The 15,087-nt window shown below is 70.4% G+C and carries 15 protein-coding genes; 7 read left to right on the top strand and 8 right to left on the bottom strand.

The features are described 5' to 3' along the window. Positions 1-239: 239 nt before the first annotated feature. The 4 genes from ACFY2X_RS22120 to ACFY2X_RS22105 all read left to right on the top strand — a co-directional run bounded on the left by ACFY2X_RS22120 (position 240) and on the right by ACFY2X_RS22105 (position 4,528). Positions 240-1,010: an AMP-binding protein gene (locus tag ACFY2X_RS22120; protein ID WP_389940511.1), complete on the top strand. Its 771-nt coding sequence runs from the start codon at positions 240-242 to the stop codon at positions 1,008-1,010. Positions 1,011-1,387: 377 nt separating this feature from the next. Continuing rightward, positions 1,388-2,674: an ABC transporter substrate-binding protein gene (locus ACFY2X_RS22115; protein WP_389940509.1), complete on the top strand. Its 1,287-nt coding sequence runs from the start codon at positions 1,388-1,390 to the stop codon at positions 2,672-2,674. A 52-nt stretch (positions 2,675-2,726) separates the two neighbouring features. Beyond that, positions 2,727-3,614: a carbohydrate ABC transporter permease gene (locus tag ACFY2X_RS22110; protein ID WP_389940507.1), complete on the top strand. Its 888-nt coding sequence runs from the start codon at positions 2,727-2,729 to the stop codon at positions 3,612-3,614. After that, positions 3,611-4,528 carry a carbohydrate ABC transporter permease gene (locus ACFY2X_RS22105; RefSeq protein WP_389940505.1) on the top strand — a complete coding sequence of 306 codons (918 nt, stop codon included), beginning with the start codon at positions 3,611-3,613 and terminating at the stop codon, positions 4,526-4,528. Before ACFY2X_RS22110 ends, ACFY2X_RS22105 begins: the two co-directional genes overlap by 4 nt. On the opposite strand, the gene ACFY2X_RS22100 is transcribed toward ACFY2X_RS22105, so the two are convergent. Further along, the gene (locus tag ACFY2X_RS22100; protein WP_389940503.1) at positions 4,503-5,489 is read right to left on the bottom strand and encodes an ArsR family transcriptional regulator; all 987 of its coding nucleotides are present in this window, start codon (positions 5,487-5,489) and stop codon (positions 4,503-4,505) included. The genes ACFY2X_RS22105 and ACFY2X_RS22100 overlap by 26 nt on opposite strands. A 66-nt stretch (positions 5,490-5,555) precedes the next feature. On the opposite strand from ACFY2X_RS22100, the gene ACFY2X_RS22095 reads away from it, so the two are divergent. After that, positions 5,556-6,779 carry an MFS transporter gene (locus ACFY2X_RS22095; protein ID WP_389940501.1) on the top strand — a complete coding sequence of 408 codons (1,224 nt, stop codon included), beginning with the start codon at positions 5,556-5,558 and terminating at the stop codon, positions 6,777-6,779. Here ACFY2X_RS22095 and ACFY2X_RS22090 read toward each other — a convergent pair. Both ACFY2X_RS22090 and pcaB read right to left on the bottom strand, forming a co-directional pair. After that, complete coding sequence (locus ACFY2X_RS22090; protein ID WP_389940499.1) at positions 6,739-7,734, bottom strand: LacI family DNA-binding transcriptional regulator; 996 nt, start codon at positions 7,732-7,734, stop codon at positions 6,739-6,741. The two genes, ACFY2X_RS22095 and ACFY2X_RS22090, sit on opposite strands and share 41 nt — an antisense overlap. 72 nt (positions 7,735-7,806) lie before the next feature. Further along, on the bottom strand, positions 7,807-9,138 hold the full coding sequence (pcaB, locus tag ACFY2X_RS22085; protein WP_389940497.1) for a 3-carboxy-cis,cis-muconate cycloisomerase: 1,332 nt from the start codon (positions 9,136-9,138) through the stop codon (positions 7,807-7,809). A 245-nt stretch (positions 9,139-9,383) separates the two neighbouring features. Between pcaB and ACFY2X_RS22080 the strand changes: the two genes are divergently transcribed. Further along, positions 9,384-10,601: a CynX/NimT family MFS transporter gene (locus ACFY2X_RS22080; RefSeq protein WP_389940495.1), complete on the top strand. Its 1,218-nt coding sequence runs from the start codon at positions 9,384-9,386 to the stop codon at positions 10,599-10,601. A 7-nt stretch (positions 10,602-10,608) separates the two neighbouring features. Here the strand turns inward: ACFY2X_RS22080 and ACFY2X_RS22075 are convergent, their stop codons facing one another. From ACFY2X_RS22075 to ACFY2X_RS22065, 3 genes are read right to left on the bottom strand one after another with little or no spacing between them, the layout of a single operon-like run. Continuing rightward, on the bottom strand, positions 10,609-11,391 hold the full coding sequence (locus ACFY2X_RS22075; protein ID WP_389940493.1) for an RNA-guided endonuclease InsQ/TnpB family protein: 783 nt from the start codon (positions 11,389-11,391) through the stop codon (positions 10,609-10,611). Continuing rightward, positions 11,310-11,963 carry a helix-turn-helix domain-containing protein gene (locus ACFY2X_RS22070; protein ID WP_389940491.1) on the bottom strand — a complete coding sequence of 218 codons (654 nt, stop codon included), beginning with the start codon at positions 11,961-11,963 and terminating at the stop codon, positions 11,310-11,312. The genes ACFY2X_RS22075 and ACFY2X_RS22070 overlap by 82 nt, the downstream gene beginning before the upstream one ends. Beyond that, on the bottom strand, positions 11,960-12,139 hold the full coding sequence (locus tag ACFY2X_RS22065; protein WP_389940489.1) for a hypothetical protein: 180 nt from the start codon (positions 12,137-12,139) through the stop codon (positions 11,960-11,962). The genes ACFY2X_RS22070 and ACFY2X_RS22065 overlap by 4 nt, the downstream gene beginning before the upstream one ends. Positions 12,140-12,333: 194 nt before the next feature. Here ACFY2X_RS22065 and ACFY2X_RS22060 point away from each other — a divergent pair, with 194 nt between their 5' ends. Next, positions 12,334-13,431, top strand: a complete 1,098-nt coding sequence (locus tag ACFY2X_RS22060) for a glycerophosphodiester phosphodiesterase (protein ID WP_389940487.1) — start codon at positions 12,334-12,336, stop codon at positions 13,429-13,431. 8 nt (positions 13,432-13,439) lie between these two features. Here ACFY2X_RS22060 and ACFY2X_RS22055 read toward each other — a convergent pair whose 3' ends face one another. Beyond that, a complete protein-coding gene (locus ACFY2X_RS22055) occupies positions 13,440-13,964 on the bottom strand; it encodes a cysteine dioxygenase (RefSeq protein ID WP_389940485.1) in 525 nt (174 codons plus the stop codon). Between the two features lie 46 nt (positions 13,965-14,010). After that, on the bottom strand, positions 14,011-14,901 hold the full coding sequence (locus ACFY2X_RS22050) for an amidohydrolase family protein (protein ID WP_389940483.1): 891 nt from the start codon (positions 14,899-14,901) through the stop codon (positions 14,011-14,013). Between the last annotated feature and the right edge of the window lie 186 nt (positions 14,902-15,087).

The following is a 15,087-nucleotide window of genomic DNA, read 5'->3' as shown; positions in this document are numbered from 1 at the left end:
AAGGCCGGGGTCTTCTCGGAGGGGTGGGGGCCAAGGCCGCGGGTCACGCGGCGGCGGGCCTGGGTCGCGCAGGGTCCAGGCCCGCCCTCCAGGGCAGGACGAGCCCGTAGAGGAGTCTGCCCTCTGGGCGCCCTTTGTGGAAGGTCTCAGGAAGATCGGGAAGAACGGCCTCGAATACACACTCGGCTGCATACATCTGCCGATGCCCGGACGAAGAGGCCGGCCGTACCGTCGGCGGCATGAGACCCACGTCCGCCAGGAGCACCGTCACGGACGCGGTGTTCGGCTGCGCGTACGAGCGAGGCGACCGGCCCGCGCTGATCGACCTCGGCGCGGGGGTCATGTACGGCTACCGCCGCCTGGTGGGCGAGGTGATGATGGGAGCCTCGGGGCTGGTCCGGCGAGGTGCACGGAGGCGCCAGGTGGCTGGGATCCACGTGGACAACGCCGCCGCCCAGACCTTGGCGGTGCACACCGTCATCGCGGCCGGCGGGGTGGCCGCGCCCGTCGCGTCCAGGAACGGGGAGATCGTCGACCTGCTGGCCCGGTGGGACGCGCGGCTGCTCATCACGACACCTCACCTGGCGGAGACGTCGTTACGGGCCGCCGAGGCCTCACGGGTCCGCCAGGTGATCGCGTTCGGCCGGGCGCGTGACACCGTCGACTTCGCCGACCTGCTGCTGCTCGAACCCGGCCCGTTGCCTCTCCTCGACCCGTCCGACCAGCCCGCGTTGCTGACCGAGGACGGGGGCGTGCTCACCCACGACGACCTGATCGCGCGGATGCACGCGCTGGACGGGATCGCCGAGCTGGGCAAGTCGGACGTTCTGCTGGTGACCTGGCCCCTGACGTGCGTCCTGGCGATGACGACGCTGGTCGGGCTGGCGCTGATGCGCGGCGCGCTGGTCGTGGTGGCTCCTGGTCTCCAGGCCACCGGGCTGTCGGCGACCATCCACGACTTCGGCGTCACCGTCATGGCCCTGTCCGACGGGGCCGTCCAGCGTGTCTAGTGCGGTGACCGCATACCTTCACCGGGTTCGTGGTGTTTCTGGGTGCCGGTACGGCGAGCAGCGGCACGGGCGTGACCGGCGCCTTCGGACGGCGCGCAACCCGGTAGACCTTCCCGGTCACGGCACTAGGGACCGGCCTCGGGAAAAGCACCTCGCGCCCCGGTGCCGCCGGGCCCTCCGAGCCCATCGGGCCGCCCGTGGATCGTCGCCCCCACCCCCGGAACGATCCACGGAACGCCTGTGACACCGGATGCTCAGAAGTTATTCACACACACCTTGACGTCGCTCGGTGGCAAGTGGGTTGATTGATCTACTGACAACGTTGTCATCTTTCTCGGGGGACCTGTGAAACCTCGACCCCGAAGGGACGGGAAGCTATGCGACGACGGTGGATGGCGGCCGTCGCGGTCACCGTGGCAGGCCTGCTCACCCTGACCGCCTGCGGCGACGGCGGCGGCGCCAAGCAGAGCCCGCAGGCCGACGGCAAGAAGAAGGTTGAGGTCTTCTCCTGGTGGACGGGACCGGGTGAGGCCGACGGCCTGAAGGCCATGAAGGACATCTTCGAGAAGCAGAACAGCAACCTGACATTCTTCGACGCGGCCGTGGCGGGCGGATCCGGCGACAAGGCCCGCGCCCTGCTGGCCAGCAAGCTGCAGGCCAACACCCCACCGGACACCTTCCAGGGTCACGCGGGCGCCGAGCTGCAGGGATACATCAAGGCGGGGAACCTGGAGCCGGTCAACTTCCTCTACGACGAGCTCAAGCTGAAGGACGTCTTCCCGCAGCAGCTGATCGACCAGATCAGCGTGCAGGGCCAGATCTACTCGGTCCCGGTCAACATCCACCGCTCCAACGTGATGTGGTTCAACCCCTCCGTGCTGAAGGAGGCGGGCGTCACCGAGGTGCCCAAGACGATCGACGAGTTCGTCGCGGCGCTGGAGAAGGTCAAGAAGACGGGCAAGACCCCGCTCTCGATCGGCTCGGAGTGGACGATGGTCCACCTGCTGGAGAGCGTGCTGCTCGGCTCGCTCGGCACCGACGCCTACAACAAGCTCTGGACCGCGAACTCCGACTGGTCGGGTCCGGCGATGACCAAGGCGCTGAACGACTTCAAGACGATCCTGTCCTATGCCGGAGAGCCTGCCGACGACTGGCAGCCCGCCGCCAAGCAGGTGGCCGACGGTGAGGCCGCCTTCACCATCATGGGTGACTGGGCCTACGGCTACTTCCACAACCCGCCGGACGGCGGCCTGGGCAAGAAGTCCAAGACCGACTTCGACTGGGCGCCGTCGCCCGGCACCGGTGGCACCTTCATGTGGCTGTCGGACAGCTTCACCCTGCCCAAGGGCGCGCCGAACCGGGACGGAGCGGTGGCCTGGCTGAAGGTGGCCGCGAGCAAGGAGGGCCAGGACGCCTTCAACCCCAAGAAGGGCTCGATCCCGGCGCGCAAGGACGCCGACACCTCCCTCTACACCGACTACCTCGCCGACGCGCTGAAGGACTGGGGGAACAACAAGCTCGCCGGATCCATCCAGCACGGCGTCGTCGTCAACGACGCCTGGCGGGTGGCGATCAACGAGGCGGTCGGGTTGTTCCACACCGACAGGGACGTGGCCGCCCTCCAGAACTCGCTGGCCGCCGCCGCGAAGAGCTCGGGTCAGTGATATCCGGTACGGCCCGCGGCATCGCGGGCCGTACCCCGTGGAAGGGGTGTCCGTGACACGGGTGCGCAGGTGGCTGCCGGGGTTGCTGCTGGTCACGCCGTCGATCATCGCCATCGGGGTCTTCGTGTACGGCATGCTCGGCTGGAACTTCCGGCTGGCCATGACCGACAAGCACGACGAGGTCTCCGCGGGGAGTTTCATCGGCCTGGAGAACTTCATCACGCTCTGGGATCAGAAACGCTGGGGCATCTCGGTCAACCACGCGATCGTCTTCACCGTGGTGTTCGTGCTCGGGGCGCTCGCCCTGGGCTGGCTGCTGGCCTTTCTCATGGAGAAGGGGATCAGGGGCGAGGGGACGTTCCGGACGATCTACCTGTTCCCGATGGCGATCTCGTTCGTGGCGACCGGGGTCGTCTGGCGCTGGCTGATGAACTCCGGCCAGGGGGAGCGCGCGGTCGGGCTGAACCGGCTGTTCGACGGCATGGGTCTGGACTTCCTGCAGTGGCAGTGGTTTCGGGACCCGGACTGGGGGATGGCGGCCATGGCCATTCCGGCTATCTGGCAAATGTCGGGATATGTCATGGCGTTGTTCCTGGCGGGCTTCCGGGGCGTCCCGGAGGATCTCCGGGAGGCCGCCCGGGTGGACGGATGCACCGAGTGGCAGGTCTACCGGCACATCGTGCTGCCGCTGCTCCGCCCGGTGACCCTGTCCGCGCTGATCATCCTCGGCCACATCTCGCTGAAGGTCTTCGACCTGATCGTCGCGGTCTCCGGCAAGCAGATCATCACCGACGTTCCCGCGGTGTTCATGTGGGTGGCGGTCTACGACTCCCATGACCCGGCCAAGGGCGCCACCATCGCCTCCTACATCGTGCTCGCGGTGAGCCTGTTCGTCATCCCCTATCTGGCCTGGAGCCTTCGCCGGGAGAGGAAGTCATGACGGCCATACGGACACGGACTTCCCCCGTGCGCGGCCGCGAGCCGGGCGATCGGGCCGGGCGGCGGGTGAACTGGGCGAACGGCGTCCGGCTGGCGTTGCTGATCGCCTTCCTGACGGTTTTCCTGATCCCGGTCTACGTGCTGCTGGTCACCAGTTTCAAGCCGCTGACCGAGGCCGACCCCAGCCGGGCGTGGGCGCTGCCCGAGGTGTGGACGTTCGAGCCGTGGCGGGTGGCCTGGGAGAAGCTCGCGCCCGGCATCTGGAACAGCGTGCTGCTGGCCGTACCGGGTGCGCTGATCTCGGCGGCCCTGGGCTCCATGAACGGCTACGTGCTGTCGAAGTGGCGCTTTCCCGGTGCCGACGTGTTGTTCACGCTGTTCCTGTTCGGCATGTTCATCCCCTACCAGGGGGTCATGATCCCCCTGGTCCAGCTCCTGGTGAGGCTCAACGAGATCACCCAACCCCTCACCGGGACGCCGGGCGTCTTCTACGGGGCGATCCCGGGGCTGCTGCTGGCGCACGTGGTCTACGGCATCCCGATCTGCACGCTGATCTTCCGCAACTACTACGTCACCGTCCCCGACGAGCTCATCGAGGCCGCCCGGGTGGACGGCGCGGGGATGCTGCGGACGTACTGGTCGGTGGTGCTGCCCGTCTCCGGACCGGCCTTCGCGGTGGTGATCATCTGGCAGTTCACCTCGATGTGGAACGACTTCCTGTTCGCCGTCTTCCTCACCGGCCCGCAGAGCTGGCCCACCACGGTCATGCTCAACAACATCGCCGGAGCCCAGACCGTCCCCTACAGCCAGCAGATGGCCGCGGCCCTGCTGGCCTCGGTCCCAACGATGATCGTTTACGTCCTGCTCGGCCGGTTCTTCATGCGCGGCCTCATGGCCGGAGCCCTGAAGGGCTGACAAGGGAGTCGCCCAGCGCGGTGCGGTGATACAGGACGCCGCGGCCGACGCGGCTCCCGGTGACCAGGCCCGCCCCGCGCAGCGCGGCCAGATGGCCGCCGACGGTGCCGAGGCTCAGGCTGAGCAGGGCGACGAGCTGGCTGGTGGTCGCCGGACAGGCCAGTTCGAGCAGGACGCGGGTCCTGGTGCGGCCGATCAGCCCGGCGAGGCCGTCCGGCGTCTCGTGCGGGATCCCCACCCCGCGGGCCGGATAGCTGATCGCGTAGGGCCAGTCGTCCTCCAGATAGGAGCCCACCCCCTTTGAGAGCACGGTCGGCACGAAGAGCAGGCCGCGTCCGCCGAGCCGGTGCGTCTCGTCCGGGCTTTTCGCGTAGACCTCGATGACGCCGTCCGGGTGCCAGCGCACCTGGGGGCCGAGGTCGGCGAGCGCCGCCGCCCAGCCGTAGGTGGCCAGGCGGCCCGCTCGCTGGACCACGTCCCGCTCCAGGATCGCGTGGAAGCGCGGCCACGAGGGCGCGACGATCTCGTCCCAGACGGCCTGCAGCGCGTCGGCGAACAGCTGGACGACATCGGGGGAGAACAACACGTCCATGACGGCCTTCGGGGGCCGCGCCATGCCGTCCAGGTTCCTGGTGATCTCGGCGTGCGCCTGGGCGACCGGGGTGGCCCGCACGGTCGCCAGCTCCACCTCGAAGGAGGTGTTCACCCCCGTCGGTGGCGGCGCGGGGAAGTCGGCGTTGTATCGCCGGTCACGGAACAGCGACACCATGGGCCGCAGGCCAGGCCGTTCGGCCAACAGGTTCTCGTACGGCTCCCGCGCCCGGTCTGTCCAGGCGCGCCATGTTCCGGCTTCCCTCTTCCCGGACAGAAGCCAGAGCATGTGCTTGGTCACCATGAGCGGGGAGATGGCGAACCTGCTCGCCGCGATGTCCTGGGGGCTGACCTCGATCCGGTAAACCATCGCACGACCTTTCGGATATATCCGAAAGCTTAGCCACCCGCCCCCGGCCACCCGATCATGGCGCGCATGACCCCCACACCGATGACCACCTCACAAGAACGCGCCGCGACCTACGGCGAGGTCTTCGCGAACCGTGAGTTCCGGGTGCTGTTCGGCAGCTTCGCACTCCTGGTCGCCGGAGACCAGGTCAAGATAATGGCCCTGTCGGCGCTGGTGTACGCGCGGACCGGGTCGCCGGGACTGTCCGCCGCGACATACATGCTGGGCTTCCTCCCGTTCATCGTCGGCGGGACGTTCCTGCTCTCGCTGGCCGACCGGATCAGGCCGCGCACGATGATGATCATCGGTGAGCTGGTCCGGCTGGTGACCTGCCTGCTGCTGGCCTTCGCCGGGCTGCCCGTCTGGGCGATGCTGGTGCTGATCCTCGTCACCGGGCTGTTCTCGCCGGTCTTCATGGCGGCTCGCAGCGCCCTGCTGCCCGAGCTGCTGCCGGGCGACGCGTTCGTGCTGGCCAGGTCCGTGCTGTCGATGACCGCCGCCGGGTCGCAGATCGGCGGTCTCGCCCTGAGCGGCGGCATCCTCGTGGCCGCGGGCCCCGCCGGGGCGCTGTCCGTCACCGCCGCCCTGTCCGCCGTGGCCGCCGTTGTGCTGCGGTTCGGCCTGCCCGACTTCCCCGCCCGGGGCGTGGGGGAGGGCGGTGCCGTACGGGAGACCCTGCGGGTCAACCGGAGCCTGCTGGCGGACGCGAGGGTGCGCGGGCTGCTGCTCGCCCAGTGGCTGCCGGTGTCGCTCGTGACGGGAGCCGAGGCGATGCTCGTCCCCTACCTGGGCGACACGGCCGGGATCGCGCTCGCCTCCGCGTCCGCGGGCCTGGCGCTCGGCAACTTCGTCGTCGGCCGGTTCGCCCCGCCCCACGCGCGCGAGCGGCTGGCGCTGCCGCTCGCGGTGCTGGCGGGCGTGCCGCTGCTCGGGTTCGCCTTCCAGCCGGGGCTTGCGGGAGCCGCGCTGATCGCCCTGCTCGCCACGGCGGGCACCGCCTACCAGCTCGGCCTGCAGCGGAGGTTCGTGGAGGCGGTGCCGGAGGAGGTCAGGGGGCAGTCCTTCGGCCTGGCGAGCGCGGGGACGATGACCGGCCAGGCGGTGGGCGCCGCCCTGGTGGGAGGGGCCTCCGAGCTGAGCAGCCCGCACATGGCGGTCGTCCTCGCGGGGGTCGCGATCATCGGGTGTTCTCTCGCGCTGTACCGCCACCTCAGGCCCGCGGCGGAAGCTCTCCCGACCCTCGGGGGATGAGCCGGGTCGGCAGCACGATCCGCTCGGCGACGCCCGGTTTGCCCGCGATGCGGCGGAAGAGCAGCTCCGCCGCGGTCCGGCCGAGTCCGGCCGGGTCCTGGGCCACCACGGTCACCCCGGGGATCAGCAGGTCGGCCAGTTCGAAGTCGTCGAACCCGACCATGGGGAGCCGGTGCCCGGTGCGCAGCACGGCCACGGTGATCCTGCCGTTGCCGGTGAACACCGCCGTGGGCGGGTCGTCGCCGGAGAGCATCCGGGACAGCGCGGCCCCGGCCTGCCCGGCCGGCCCCATCGCGATCAGCGACTCGTCGGCGGCGAGGCCCGCGTCGCCGAGGGCGCGGCGGTAGCCGTACAGGCGCTCGGTGGCGGTGAAGATGGACGCGCTGTCGCCGAGGAAGGCGACGCGGCGGTGGCCGTGCCGGATCAGATGACTCACCCCGGCGTACGTGCCGCCCTTGTTGTCGCAGGTCACCGTGTCCACGTCCAGCCCTCCCGGCCGGTCGGCGAAGACGGCGGCGATGCCCGCGTTGAGCTCGGGCCTCAGGTATTCGTGGTCGGACCCGGCCGGCACGATGATCAGACCGTCCACCCGGCGGGAACAGAAGGTGAGGACGAGCTCCCGCTCGCGCCTGGGCTCCTCTCCGGAGGAGGCGCTGAGCACCAGCGAGCCGTGCCGGAGCGCCACATCCTCGACCGCGCGGCTGATCCCGGAGTAGAACGGGTCGGCCACGTCCTCGATGACCAGGCCGATGCTCGCGGTACGGCCCCGCCGGAGCACCCGTGCACTCTCGTTGCGCCGGTAGCCGAGCCGTTCGATGACGGACAGGACATGTTCGGCCGTGGCGGAGTTGACTCCCGGCTCCTCGTTGACGACCCGGGAGACGGTCTTGAGTGCGACCCCGGCCGCCACCGCGACATCCTTCATGGTGGGCCGTCCACGGATACTGTCTGCCACGGCCCGATCATCGCCCAAGTCCCGCCCGTTGACAACGTTGTCATCATCTCCGGGAGCAGCCGGAGACCGCGTTCACGCCTGTGTCTTCGCGTGGGCGTCGAGCGCCCGGTCGACGAAGACTCCGGCGGAGCCCAGGCAGCTCGACGGGTCCAGGGCGGAGTCCACCTCTCCGAACGCCAGGTCCACGCGGGGATCGGCGAGCAGCGCCTCCCGCAGCGTCACGCCCTCGGCGGCGGCCCTGGCGCAGGCGGCGTCCACCAGCTCGCGAGCCTGGGGCGTGCCACCGAGCCGGGTGACGACGTGCTCGGCCATCACCAGCCCTCCGGTCACGTCGAGGTTGCCCTGCATCCGTACGGTGTCCACGACCAGGCCCTCCAGCACCTCATGAAGCCAGGACGCGGCGCTGCCGGTCAGCCGGAGCAGCTCGCTCAGCGTCTCCCACTCGGCCTGCCAGGGCCCGGCGGCCCGCTCGTGCTCCTGCACCATGCCGCCGAGCACCGAGGCCACCAGCCCGGGAACGCGCTGGACGCAGGCGAGCGCGGACATCGCGCCCACCGGGTTGCTCTTGTGCGGCATCGCGCTGGAGCCACCCCGGCCGGGAGCGGAAGGCTCGGAGACCTCCCCCACCTCGGTCTGGGCCAGCAGCTTCACATCGGCGGCGATCTTGCCGAGGGTCCCGGCGGTCGTGCCGAGGGCGCATGCCAGCCAGGCGACCGGGGCGCGGTCGGTGTGCCAGGGGAGGACCGGCTCGGCCAGTCCCAGCTCGGCCGCCAGGCGAGGCGGCACCTCGTGGCCCCGGTCGCCGAGGACGGACAGGGTGCCTGCCGCTCCGCCGTACTGGACGGGCAGACGCAGGTCCGCCAGCCCCGCCCGCGACCGGTCGAGCGCGCTCAGCCAGCCCGCGGCCTTCAGCCCGAAGGTGACGGGCACGGCGTGTTGCAGGAGCGTGCGCCCGGCCATCACGGTGTCGCGGTGCGTCCGAGCCAGCCGCGCACAGGCGTCGGAACAGGCCGACAGGTCGGCCAGGAGTGGCGCGACGGCGCGCGCGGCGACCAGCATCGACGCCGTGTCGTTGATGTCCTGGCTGGTCGCGCCGTAGTGCACGAACCGCCTCAGGTCGGGCTCGACCCGCTCGCGCAGGGCGGCGACCAGGGGGATCACCGGGTTCCCGGCCGGGGCGGCCGCGCCGCCCAGCTCGGCCAGGTCGAAGAACTCAGGGCGGCAGGCCTTCTCCACCGCCGCGGCCGCCTCGTCCGGTACCAGGCCGATCCCCGCCTGGGCGGCGGTCAGTGCCGCCTCGACGTCCAGCATCGCGGCCAGCCAGGCCGCGTCCGAGACCTCCGGCGAGACCCCGCCCCTGGCGAACATCCCCGAGAACAGCCCGTCGCGTGCTGACGAGGTCATGCTCACCTCCTGATGTGTTGACCACAACAGAGTGTCACGTGCGCAGGTGGGCGTCCCGGGCAACCGGCAAACGCCTTCGGGGGCGAGGCCGTGTCGCTCCCGCCGGACGGCCGTGTGCCCGGTCTCTCGCGGGGGAGCGGCCGGAGGCGTTCCGGCGATCACGGACGTCACGAGGGGCCCGCTGAGGAGCCCGCTTGCGCCCCCCGCCCCGACCCCCGTCGCCGGGGCTGTGGGAGAGTGGGGCAATGTCTGAGCGGGGAGTCAGGGTGTCGCGGGTGCTGCTGATCGCGGGATTCGTGCTCGCCTCGCTCAACCTGAGGCCCGCGCTGGCCGGGATCTCGCCGGTGCTGGGCGAAATCATGGACGACCTGGGGCTGAGCGCCGCCGGGGGCGGGGCGATCACCACGATCATGGTCGTCTGCCTGGGAGTGCTCGGCCCGCTCGCCCCGCCGCTCGCCCGCCGGTTCGGCCTGGACCGCACGCTCATGGCCGGGTTGCTGATCCTGGCCGCCGGGGTGGTGCTGCGCGGCGCGGGCGACGTCCCGGCGCTCTACGCGGGCGCGGCCGTCGCGGGTGTGGCGATCGCCATCATGAACGTGGTCATGCCCGGCATCGTCCGGCAGCACTTCCCCGCGAGGATCGGCCTGTTCACCGGGATATACGTCTCCGGTCTCGTCCTGGGCTCCGCCGCGGCGTCCGGGCTGATGGTCCCCCTGGAACGTGCCACCGCGTACGGCTGGCGCGAGGTGACCGCGATGACCGCGATCCCGGCGATGGCGGCGGCTCTGCTCTGGCTGCCCCAGACGCTGCGGCCCCCGGCGCGCCAGGAGACCGTGCCGAGGCCGTTCCACATGCTGCTGCGCACCCCGATGACCTGGTTCGTCACCTTCTACATGGGCCTGCAGTCGCTGACCTTCTACATCGTGCTGGCCTGGGTGCCGACGATCTTCCGGGACGCGGGGATTCCCGCGGACCAGGCGGGATACCTGCTCAGCCTGACCAACCTGGCCCAGGTGGTGGCCACTCTCACGGTCCCGGTGCACGCGGGACGGGCAAGATCGCAGGTGCCGCACGTCACGGCCGCCGCCGTGCTCACCATCGCCGGGTACGCCGGCGTGCTGGCCGCCCCGGTCACCGTCCCCTGGCTGTGGATGATCATCCTGGGCCTGGGACAGGGAGCCTCGATCGCGCTGGCCCTGCTCATCATCACGCTCCGCGCCCCCGACCCCACCTCGGTGACCGCGCTGTCGGCCGTCGCCCAGTCCGCCGGATACCTGCTCGCGGCGGTCGGCCCGTTCCTGATCGGCGTTCTCCACCAGGCCTCGGGTGGTTGGACGTGGCCGTTGCTGGCCGGTCTCGGCGCGTGCGCGCTCCAGCTGGCCGTGGGATTCCTGGCCGGCCGCCCGGTGGCGTCCGCCCGGACGGAGAAGGCCCACCGTTACCTGAAGTGTGATCGAATGTGAGCACCCATCAGGCAGCCCGCGACTTACGCCGCGAACGTTCTCCCGGAGGGAGTTCCCGCTTCTCCGCCGACCGCCCACCATCGGTGGGTCTCACACCGGCTCCACGGGCGTTTTCCGTCTCCCCGCAACTCTGGGCGACGTCGTGCTCATACCGGGCCGCCAGCGCGGCCAGGTTGCGCGCGGCGTTGGCGTCCCGATCCAGGACCAGGCCACAGGCCGCACAGGAGTAGGTGCGCTCGGACAGGGCGAGCTTGGCTTTCACCGCGCCACAGCCGGAACACGTCTTGGAGGAGGGGTACCAGCGGTCGGCCACGATGAGCCGCCCGCCGCGCCAGGCGGTCTTGTAGGTGAGCTGCCTGCGGGTCTCGGCCATGCCGACATCGGCGATGGCGCGAGCCAGCCGCCGGTTCTTTGTCATCCCGGCCACGTGGAGGTCTTCGACCACGACCGTGCCATAGGTCGCCGCCAGCCGGGTGGTGAGCTGGTGCAGGCCGTCGCGCCGCTGGGCGGCCACCCGGGCGTGCACCCGGGCCAGGTGAATCTTGGTTTTGTGCCAGCGCTTGGAGGCCTGGCGTCTGCTCCCGTCCGGGGTGCGCGGCCCGGCGCGGCGGGCGAGCCGCTTGTTGAGTTTGCGGAGTGTGCGCAGCGCCGCGCGGTGGTGTTTGGGGTTGTCGACCGTCTCGCCGGTGGACAGCACCGCCAGCGCCCTCACCCCGAGATCCACCCCCACCACCGCGTCCGGCTGGGCCAGGGCGCGGTCGTCGCGGTCGATCTGGCAGGTGAACGCCACGAACCAGCGCCCCCCTCGAACCGGATGGTGGCCGACAGGATCCGGCCCGTCCCGCGTTCCAGGTGCCGGGCCAGTTTGCGGGTGGACTCGGCCGTGCGGATCGTGCCCAGCCGGGGCAGCGTGACGTGACGGCGGTCGGCCTCCACCCGGATCGTCCCGGTGGTGAACCGGCACGACAGCGCGGCGCGATGCTTGGACTTGAACCGGGGAAACCCGACCGGGTTTCCTTTCCGGCTGCCGTTGCGGGAGGCGGCCCAGTTCTTCAACGCCCGCGCCAGAGCGTCCAGGCCCGTGTTGTAGGCCTCCTTGGAGTTGTCCGCCCACCACGGCGCGATGCGGCCCTTGGTGGCGTTCCACGCCCGGCGCAGGGCGTACAGCGACCACGGCACCTCGGTCAGCAACTCCTCCGGCACCTCGGAGGACTGCTCGGCCGCCCGTTGGTCGAGCGCATCCTTGACCAGGGCAAGCCCCCAGTTGAACGCGAACCGCGCCGCGCCGCAGTGCGACGCCAACGCGGTGGCCTGCGCGGGGGTGGGGTCGAGGGCGAACCGGTAGGCCTGGGCAACCTTCACGAGGGCACCCGGGCATACGGCGCGGCCCCGCGAGAGTCGGCTGGGCCGGGGTCGTCCACGACGATCGTGCCGGTGGGCAGACGGCGCGCCGGGACGGGCATCTTGCCCTCCCGGAACCATCGGTAAGCGGTTTGCGGGTGAATGCCCTGCGACCGCGCCCACTGGGCAAGCTTCACACCCTCATCGAAACATGCGGTCACTCACGTTCGCCCGCGTTTTCTCAAACAGTTCTGAACCCCCTGTGACAGGGCCGTCCCCCGCGGTAGGCCCGTCTCCTGCCTCCTCGACGTCCCTCCTGTCCACCTCGGCGTGCGATACCCGTTGGGTTGAAGGCACCTGGCGGCCATCTCCCGCTCCTACGGTCCTTGACATGATCCGTAGGCTCCTGGCCGTGACGATGGCCGCCCTCGTGGGCGGTACCGTCGCCGTTGTGCTGCAACAACCCGAACCCGCGACGGCCGATCACCGTGGCCGCGACCCCATCGTCATCGGACACCGGGGTGCGAGCGCGCACCGGCCCGAACACACGCTGCTCTCCTACGAGACCGCCATCGCGCTCGGCGCCGACTACATCGAGCCCGACCTGGTCTCCACCAAGGACCACGTGCTGGTGGCCAGGCACGAGAACGAGATCTCCGGCACCACCGACGTCGAAAGCCGTCCCGAGTTCGCGGCTCGCCGTACCACCAAGACGATCGACGGGCGCCCGGTGACCGGCTGGTTCACCGAGGACTTCACCCTCGCCGAGCTGAAGACGCTCAAGGCCGAGGAGCGCATCCCCGACCTGCGCCCGGACAACACCGTCTTCAACGGCATGGCCCAGATCCCGACCTTCGAGGAGATCGTCCAGCTCGCGCAGCGCCACGGCGTCGGCGTCTACCCCGAGACCAAGCACCCCAGCTACTTCGACTCCATCGGGCTCTCCCTGGAGGAGCCGCTGCTGGAGGTGCTCACCCGGTACGGCTGGCACGGGCGGCGCGACCCGGTCTTCATCCAGTCGTTCGAAACGGCCAACCTCCGCGAGCTCAGGAAGAAGACCCGGCTGCCGCTGATCCAGCTGATCGCCGCCACCGGTGCGCCGTACGACTGGACGGCGGCCGGAGACCCGCGCACCTACGACACCATGGTCACCCCCGAGGGGTTGCGCGAGGTGGCGGACTACGCGGACGGCGTCGGCGTGGACACCCGGCGGATCGTCCCTGCCGGCCCGGACGGCCGCCTCCTGGAGCCCACCACGCTCATCGACGACGCCCACCGGGTCCGCCTGAAGGTCCACACCTGGACCATCAGAAACGAGAACTCCCAGCTTCCGGTGGACTTCCGGCTCGGCGACCCGGCCAATCCCGCCTTCCCGCGCGCCACGGGCAACGTCATGGGCTGGCTGGAGAAGCTCTATCGGCTCGGTCTGGACGGCGTCTTCGCCGACGACCCGGGCATGGCCCGGGCCGTCAGGGAGCGGGTGCTGTAGGACTCTCCCTAGGCGACGGCGGCCTCGTCCATCCGCTCGATCTCGTCCATGGGACGCAACTCGTCGGCGTAGCTGACCGAGACGCGGCGCATCACTCCGCTGTCGCTGATCGAATACTGGCCGAGGCGCCAGAGCGGCGGCGAGTAGGCGTGGATCGAGACGCTGCCGTCCACCGCGCCGGTCAGCCGGTGGATGTGGTCGGGGCCGAAGGAGAACGACTCGCCGGCCGAGACGACGGTCTCCATGTGTTCGCCGCCGATGCGGGGGTTGCACTCCAGCAACGTCCCGGCCACCACCCGGACCGCGCCGGAGGAGATGTCGTGGTCGTGCCAGCCGGTGTCGTCCTCGGGCCGCCAGCACAGGAGCCAGACGTCGACGTAGGCGTCCCGGTAGAGGGAGGCGTAGTGGCGGCCTCCCTCTTCGGGGAAGTTCACCTGCTCCTCCCACAGGGACGGGTCTGCGGCCAGTTCGTCGACCAGGTCGCGAAGTTCGCGCCGGTCGAGGGCGCGGGCGGGAAGGGCCTCGTAGCTCATCGCCGGCCTCCGGACAGCTCACAGCGCTCACGGCCCTGGGACTGGTTCACTTGCTCGACTCCTTTCGGTTCAGCAGGCGGTTGGGGTTGGTGACCGCGATGGCGTGCCGGGCGGCGTCGCCGAGCGCGGGGTCGGGGGCTTCGGCGTAGGGCTGGTCGGAGCCGTTGACCACGACGTCGACGCCGAGCTCGCGGATGATCGCGTCGATGGCGCGCGGGCCGTAGGAGGAGGTCTCCACGAACGTCTCGGGGTCCACCAGGCCCCGGCCCTCACCGCCCCGGTTGATCAGCCGCTCGGAGTGGAGCGGGGCCAGCCCGGCCAGCAGCGCGAAGCAGACCCGTAGCCCCGGGTGGCGCGGGCGGCCGAACGTGGCGAAGGCGAACCAGGCGGCGTGCATCTGCTGCACGTACGGCACGACGGCGGGCCACCAGCCGGGCCCCCCGGGCTCGGCGGCGGGACCGGGATGCACGAAGAGCGGCAGGTCGCGCTCGGTGAGCACGTCGAGCAACGGGGCGACCCTCGCGAGGTCCTCCGCGTTCCGTACGGCTGTCGCCGGTAACTGCAGCCCGGCGAGCCCGTGGTCGAGGGCCTTGGCGAGCCTGGGCGGGTCGATGTGGCTGAGGCAGGTGGCGGCCCATGCGCCGAACGGGGCGGGCAGGGCGCGGGCGTCCTCGTGGTAGGCGTCGATGATCGGCCAGGCGTCCTCGGGTGGCAGCGACTCGATGCCGAGCGGGCTGGACAGTGAGACCAGGGCCAGATCGAGGTTCTCGTTCAGCGCCAGACGCCTGGTGAGGTCGTGGTCGTCGGGATTCACCTCGTAGGCGGGCTCGCCGTCCAGGTGGAGGGTCCAGCCGTCGAGACGCGGCGAGGCGGTGCGACGCCGTAGCGCGTCCACGAACGCGGGCGCCCACAGATGCTGGTGCACGTCGACGGTCATCTCCCTCCTCCTTTCGAGGTATTCCCTACCTAGAATATAGGTAACCTGTCTGACCTTACTACTCACCCGGATGACACGGTTCACTGAAACGGTTCACTGAACCGTTTCAGTGAACCGTTTCACTTAATGTCTGTCAATGCCTGACCAAGCTGATGCGACAGAGGACACCCCACGGAAAGGTTGGAG

Source organism: Streptosporangium sp. NPDC000396, from assembly GCF_042898655.1.
Lineage (GTDB): Bacteria > Actinomycetota > Actinomycetes > Streptosporangiales > Streptosporangiaceae > Streptosporangium.
The sequence above is the reverse complement of the archived record's forward strand: the minus strand, read 5'-3'. Positions and strand labels throughout refer to the sequence as shown.